The organism is Novosphingobium sp., from assembly GCF_041915465.1.
GTDB lineage: Bacteria > Pseudomonadota > Alphaproteobacteria > Sphingomonadales > Sphingomonadaceae > Novosphingobium.
The window spans coordinates 1-5,843 of sequence record NZ_JAYSBK010000144.1 but is presented as its reverse complement, the minus strand read 5'-3'; the positions used below and the strand labels follow the sequence as shown (position 1 = coordinate 5,843).

The 5,843-nt window shown below is 64.2% G+C and carries 6 protein-coding genes and 1 tRNA gene; 5 read left to right on the top strand and 2 right to left on the bottom strand.

The window, feature by feature from the left end:
- The coding region (locus ACE3SN_RS15925) for a GcrA family cell cycle regulator (protein ID WP_374531676.1) at nt 1-677 on the bottom strand (677 nt) is incomplete at its 3' end.
- A 78-nt stretch (nt 678-755) separates the two neighbouring features.
- Between ACE3SN_RS15925 and ACE3SN_RS15920 the strand changes: the two genes are divergently transcribed.
- Both ACE3SN_RS15920 and ACE3SN_RS15915 read left to right on the top strand, forming a co-directional pair.
- Complete coding sequence (locus tag ACE3SN_RS15920; RefSeq protein WP_374531674.1) at nt 756-1,661, top strand: ABC transporter permease; 906 nt, start codon at nt 756-758, stop codon at nt 1,659-1,661.
- 13 nt (nt 1,662-1,674) lie between these two features.
- Nucleotides 1,675-2,481, top strand: a complete 807-nt coding sequence (locus ACE3SN_RS15915; protein ID WP_374531671.1) for an acyl-CoA thioesterase — start codon at nt 1,675-1,677, stop codon at nt 2,479-2,481.
- A gap of 36 nt (nt 2,482-2,517) precedes the next feature.
- On the opposite strand, the gene hspQ is transcribed toward ACE3SN_RS15915, so the two are convergent.
- Nucleotides 2,518-2,898: a heat shock protein HspQ gene (hspQ, locus tag ACE3SN_RS15910; RefSeq protein WP_374531669.1), complete on the bottom strand. Its 381-nt coding sequence runs from the start codon at nt 2,896-2,898 to the stop codon at nt 2,518-2,520.
- A 157-nt stretch (nt 2,899-3,055) separates the two neighbouring features.
- Here hspQ and ACE3SN_RS15905 point away from each other — a divergent pair.
- The 3 genes from ACE3SN_RS15905 (at nt 3,056) to ACE3SN_RS15895 (ending at nt 5,756) form a co-directional block, all read left to right on the top strand.
- A tRNA-Ser gene (locus tag ACE3SN_RS15905) sits at nt 3,056-3,145 on the top strand.
- A 158-nt stretch (nt 3,146-3,303) separates the two neighbouring features.
- Nucleotides 3,304-3,468, top strand: coding sequence for an Arm DNA-binding domain-containing protein (locus ACE3SN_RS15900; protein ID WP_374531667.1), 165 nt, complete (start codon nt 3,304-3,306; stop codon nt 3,466-3,468).
- A 416-nt stretch (nt 3,469-3,884) separates the two neighbouring features.
- Complete coding sequence (locus ACE3SN_RS15895; RefSeq protein WP_374531665.1) at nt 3,885-5,756, top strand: strawberry notch-like NTP hydrolase domain-containing protein; 1,872 nt, start codon at nt 3,885-3,887, stop codon at nt 5,754-5,756.
- Nucleotides 5,757-5,843 lie beyond the last annotated feature (87 nt).

Below are 5,843 nucleotides of genomic sequence, written 5' to 3'. Positions count from 1 at the left end.
AAGGGCAGCGGCGGGGGCGGACGACGATGGCCGCGCGGCAACTGCGCCTGGTAGGCGCGGCCGCAATGCTCCACGCAATAGGGGAAACCGGGGTTCACCTTTTCACCGCAGAAGTGGAAATCGGGCTCACCCGGATGGCCCATCGGCCAACGGCAGATGCGATCATTCAGATCGAGCAGGCTGGTCTTGTCCGCCATCTCCGGGCTGGGCTTGGCGGGCACCAGGCGGCGCGGCGGCGCCGGCGGAATCGGGGCCTGCTGGTCGCCCGGGCCCTGGCGCAGGAAGCCGCCGGGGCCGACCGAGACGATGCGCGGGGCCGGGGGGGCGGCAGGCGCGGGCGCATCGCTGTCTTCGGCTGCTGCGCTGGCGGCAGGAGCGGTGGACGCAGCCACGGGGGCCGGCGCACGCGGCGCGGCAGGAGCAGCGGCGCGCGGTGCGGCGGGGGTCGCGCTGCGGGCTGGTGATTCGGCCTTTGGCGCCTTGGCGGGTGCAGGGGCAGCCTCACCCTTTTCGTTGGGCTTGACCGGCGAAGGGCGCGCTTTGAGGCCAAGGCGGTGGGCCTTGCCAATCACGGCATTGCGGCTGACCCCGCCAAGTTCCTCGGCGATCTGGCTGGCGGTTGCGCCGCCTTCCCACATCTTGGTCAGCTTTTCGATCCGTTCGTCGGTCCAGCTCATTACCTGTCCACTTTCATCCGGGCCGTTTGATTGCGCACCCGCTTGCCACACGCGCGACAAGCCGATAGTCGCCACATAATGGCCGATCAACCTGTTCCTGTCCAAAACGCCGCCTCCGCCCAGTCATCCAGAGCGGGATCATCCGCATTGGATGCCGGGCGTCGCAGTTTTCCGGCCCAGGGAGTGCCCCTGATCCACCGGGTCAACCGGCTGGGGCTTTGGACCCTCTATATGAAGGAGGTGCGGCGGTTCTTCAAGGTCCAGACCCAGACGATCTGGGCCCCGGCGATGACAACGCTGCTTTATTTAATGATCTTTACCGTCGCGATGGGCCGCGGCGGGCGCGAAGTGCTGGGTGTGCCCTTTGCCAGCTTCGTTGCGCCCGGCCTGATCGTGATGGGCATGATCAGCAATGCCTTTGCCAATACCAGCTTCAATTTCCTCTCGGGTAAGATCCAGGGGACGATCGTCGATTACCTGATGCCGCCGATTTCCAATGGCGAATTGATGCTGGCGCTGATTGGCGCGGCCGTGACGCGCGCGGTGCTGGTGGGCCTGGCGATCAGCGCGGCGATGCTGCTGTGGCCGGGCGTGCACCTGGGGATCGAACATCCCTGGGCAGTCGTTTGGTTCGGCCTGATGGGTTCGATCATGCTCGCCGTGATCGGCCTGGCGACCTCGCTCTGGGCGGAAAAGTTCGATCATGCGGCCATGGTCACCAACTTCGTGATTACCCCGCTGACCATGCTTTCGGGCACGTTCTACGTGATCCACAACCTGTCGCCCGCATTCCAGGCGGTCAGCCGGATGAACCCGTTCTTCTATGTCATTTCCGGCTTCCGCTTTGGCTTCCTCGGGCAAAGCGACATCGGTTCGACCAATGCCGACGTCTTCAATGGCGCGCTTTATATCGGCCTGCTCAACGTGGTGCTCTGCGCTGCGCTCTATGCCCTGCTGCGCAGCGGCTGGAAGCTCAAGAGCTAAGCCCGATACCGGCATGACCGCACCGTTCATCCCGCTTGAGGGAACGTCCGATCCCATGCGCTTTCGCCTGACGGTGGAGCGCGAGCTGTGCGTCGGGCCCGAAAACCATACCTTCATGTTCGGCGGGGTCGGCCTTGCCTGCGCGGTGGAAGCCGCCAAGCGGGTAACCGGCCGCGAGCTGATCTGGGCGACCGCGCAATACCTGTCCTATGCCCGGCCTGGCTCGCTGCTGGATGTCGACGTCAGGTTGCCGGTGATGGGCCACAACGTGACCCAGGCGGTCATCAACCTGCACTGTGGAGACGACGTGATCATTTCCGCCACGGCGGCGCTGGGTGAGCGGCCGGGCAACCCGGTGCACCAGTGGTTTGATCTGCCAGAACTGCCCGCGCCCGAAGACTGCATCGAATGGGCCGCCTGGAACCACCAGGCCGGTACACTGATGCGCCGCCTGGAACTCCGTGTGGCGCCGGACAGTGCCGCCTTGCGCCCGCGTGACGGCAAGCCCGATCCGTCTGGTCGGATGCAGATGTGGATGCGCAACCGCGAAGGCGCGCCGATCGATTCCACGCTGCTTGCAATGTTCGGCGATTTCGTGCCGACCGGAGCGGGTGTGGCGCTGGGCCTTAACGGCGGCGGCAACAGCCTCGACAACACGCTGCGCCTGCGCGCCGTGGTGCCGACCGAATGGGTGCTGTGCGACATCCAGATGAGCGCGGCCGATCGCGGCTTTGCCCATGGACACCTGCGGCTGTTCGCCGAAGACGGTACGCTGATGGCCACCGCGTCACAATCGCTGGTGCTACGCTTTTTGAAGTAGGCGCTGCGCTACCCTGGGTCGGCAGGCAACCGACGCTCAGTGCGTCATCGAGCGGCACAGGCGGTAGCGGCCCTTATCGAATTCCTCGAACAGTTCAGCCACGTTGGGATGATCAACCGGGCCAGCTTCGCCATCCTCGGTCAGGTTCTGCTGGCTGACATAGGCGATGTAGCTCGATTCCCCGTTCTCGGCGAACAGGTGGTAGAACGGCTGTTCGCGCACGGGGCGCAATTCCTTGGGAATCGATTCGTACCATTCGTCGCTGTTGGCGAAAACCGGGTCGATATCGAAGATCACGCCGCGGAAATCGTAGATGCGGTGACGCACGACATCACCGATCCCAAAGCGCGCGCGGGTGCGGGCAGGGGTGTCGATGCGGCGACCGGCCTGCGGAGAAAAGAACGTCGAGCGATCCATGAAGGGCAATATAGGCATTGTGCGAATGCGAAACAACGCTCCGGCTCGGTGGTTCCACGGTTTTTGCGCAAGAGGGGCTTGGCAAGCGCCCATCCATCGGCTAACCGCCCGCTTCTTCGACCGAACGGGCTTCGGCCCGCTCAGACGGCGACTTCGCGGAGAGGTGGCAGAGAGGTCGAATGCGCCGCACTCGAAATGCGGTGTACGGGCAACCGTACCGTGGGTTCGAATCCCACCCTCTCCGCCATTTGACCTTCCGCCGACATCCGTAAAGCACCGAAAAACCTTGATTTTCTGCCGTTTTTGAGCAATATGAGTTCCTCATTTGTTCACTTGCGTCCGCATGCATCCAGCTGATTTTGGGGGCACTGCTGGGGGCATCGAACGGAAATTTTGGGGGCATCGATGCTCAGCGAAGCGACAGTCCGGCAAGCCAAGCCAAAAGACCGCGATTACAAGCTTTCTGACGCGGAGGGCTTGTATCTCTTCGTTACGAAGGCAGGCCACCGTAGCTGGCGCTTGAAATATCGGTTTGCAGGGAAAGAGCGGAGATTGATCCTGGGAGGGTAGACGGCTCTGCGAAAACTCGGCACGGGTTGGCGGACGCTTCTCGCTTTTGCCTTGCGAGGTTGCGCAACTGGCAGCGGCGGAACCGGCTCAAGCGTGATCTGGCTCATCGGTGCAGCTTGCCAAATCCCGTGGGTAACCAGCCGAAACCCGTCCTGACTCCGCTCAACTCCTGTTCCCCCCGATCCCTCGCCTGCTGGCGTCAAGGCTTCATTTCCCGCCTGCGCGCAAGCCGGCAAGGACGCGGGAAAACTGGCCATAACGGCGAGGGCGAGTGCGATCTTTCTGGTCATGTCCAATTCCCAACTGGTCGAATCGCATAAGAACATATAAAGAACATAAGTTGTAGGAAAATGCATTGTGACGGGCGCAGAGCAAAGGCTGCGCGGGTGAGGGCATGCCCAAGTTGGAGATGCCCCATGCTGAAGTCGTTGAAGTCCGGATCGCTCGAGGACCGGGCCCGCAAGATTGTCGATGCCCTTGGTGGCACCTGGTCGCGCAAGGGCGGAATGTGCTGCTGCCCGGCGCACGCGGACCGAACGCCATCGCTCAGCGTGACGATCGGGCGGCGCGCAATCCTGTTCCATTGCTTCGCCGGATGCTCGAACGAAGCCGTCCTGCGCGGCATTGCCAAGGCCGGAATCAAGGCGGCAGACCTGTTCGATGGATCGGGCGGCGCAATCGTTGCGCAGCCCCGCGAAGACACTCCGAGCCGCAATGCGCTGCGCCTGTGGCGCGAGGCCTCGGTCCTCGCCGGCAGCCATGCCGCTGACTATCTTGCGAGCCGGGCGATTGCCGCCAGCTCGCCCGACCTGCGGTTTCATCCGTGCATGCCGCTCGGCCCCAGGGACCGTGTTCGGTTCAACGCTGCAATCGAGCGCGGCTTCGTCAAGCAGGGCACTTCGATAAGTACGCGGCTCCTGGTGCTCGACAAGGTTGAGGCCCGCGGCGAGCCGGTGCTTGCGATCAGCAGCAGCTTTCCGGAACTTGCCGCGATGATCGATGCCTTGGCGGCGCGCATTGGCGATGAGCCAGTACCGTTGCCCGCGAACCTGCCTGTCCGGTCGCCGCTCAAGCTGGTTCCGGCGGCTCATCGACCGCTACCGACCCCCGCCAAGCCTGCCAACACGCCGCTCGTGGTGGAGCCGCTCACCTATGCCTCGCTCGAAACAGCGGCGCCGCTGGCCGAGCAGGTCGGGCACTATCTTCCCTATCGTCCAAGCCGCGTGGTTATCGAACAGGCAGCTGAGCACCCGACGCCGCTGGTTGAATCGGTCGCAATGGGTTCGATCGCCGCGCCGATCCCGACGGCCATTCCGCAGCTACCGGGCGGCCTCGTCGCCAAGGGCGTGCTCTCGGCCGCGCAGGCCGAGACGCTGATCTATGCCGCCAGCGCGCACGCTCGCGATTTGCCCGGTTGCTTCAAGCCCGACGATCGCGGTTGTGCCCTTAAGGCTTCGGCCGAGGGACGTAGCTATCGCCAAGGCTATTTCCTCGGTGACGGCACGGGTGCCGGCAAGGGCCGCCAGGTTGCCGGCGTGATCCTTGACCGCTGGGTTCGCGGCGAACGGCGGCACATCTGGATCTCGAAGAACGAGGCATTGCTCGAAGACGCGCGGCGTGACTGGTCGGCGCTCGGCGGGCTGCCAATCGACATCCAGCCGCTCGGCTCGTGGAAACTCGGTACGGCGATTGCGATGCGCGAAGGCATCCTGTTCGTGACCTATCCGACCTTGCGATCTGGCCGCAGCGACGCGACCCAGCTCGACCAGATCCTGGCCTGGGCGGGTGATGACTTCGATGGCGTGATCGTGTTCGACGAGGCCCACGCGATGGCCAACGCCGCGGGCGGGGAGGGTTCGCGCGGCAAAGTCAAAGGCTCCGAGCAGGGGATCGCCGGGGTGCGGCTCCAGAACCTGCTGCCGCGCGCCCGCGTGCTCTATGCCTCGGCGACAGGGGCCTCTGATGTCAACAATCTCGCCTATGCGACCCGGCTCGGGCTGTGGGGGCCGGAGACCGCCTTCGCGAACCGCGAAGCCTTCGTCGCCGAAATCCGCGACGGCGGGATCGCGGCGATGGAGCTGGTCGCCCGCGATCTGAAGTCACTCGGACTCTACACCGCCCGCGCGCTGTCGTTCGCCGGGGTCGAATACGAGATCCTCGAGCATTGCCTCACCCCCGACCAGATCGCGGTCTATGATGCCTACGCGCAAGGCTGGCAGGTCTTATGCGCAGCTGCGCATAAGATCGTTTATCGCGAGGAAGCGGTAATGCGAAGGAACGCGGCTTAGGCGCGGGATTCCTAGGGCGCGGCACGAAGTTGCTGCGCATTATTTTGATTGCGAACCTCGGCGGTCTCTGGACCAGCTGAGGAGTCA

Bases quoted from the DNA above. Each gene is read 5' to 3' on its own strand.
- ACE3SN_RS15920 (WP_374531674.1), top strand. From the start codon at position 756: ATGGCCGATCAACCTGTTCCTGTCCAAAACGCCGCCTCCGCCCAGTCA.
- ACE3SN_RS15915 (WP_374531671.1), top strand. From the start codon at position 1,675: ATGACCGCACCGTTCATCCCGCTTGAGGGAACGTCCGATCCCATGCGC.
- hspQ (WP_374531669.1), bottom strand. From the start codon at position 2,898: ATGGATCGCTCGACGTTCTTTTCTCCGCAGGCCGGTCGCCGCATCGAC.
- ACE3SN_RS15900 (WP_374531667.1), top strand. From the start codon at position 3,304: ATGCTCAGCGAAGCGACAGTCCGGCAAGCCAAGCCAAAAGACCGCGAT.
- ACE3SN_RS15895 (WP_374531665.1), top strand. From the start codon at position 3,885: ATGCTGAAGTCGTTGAAGTCCGGATCGCTCGAGGACCGGGCCCGCAAG.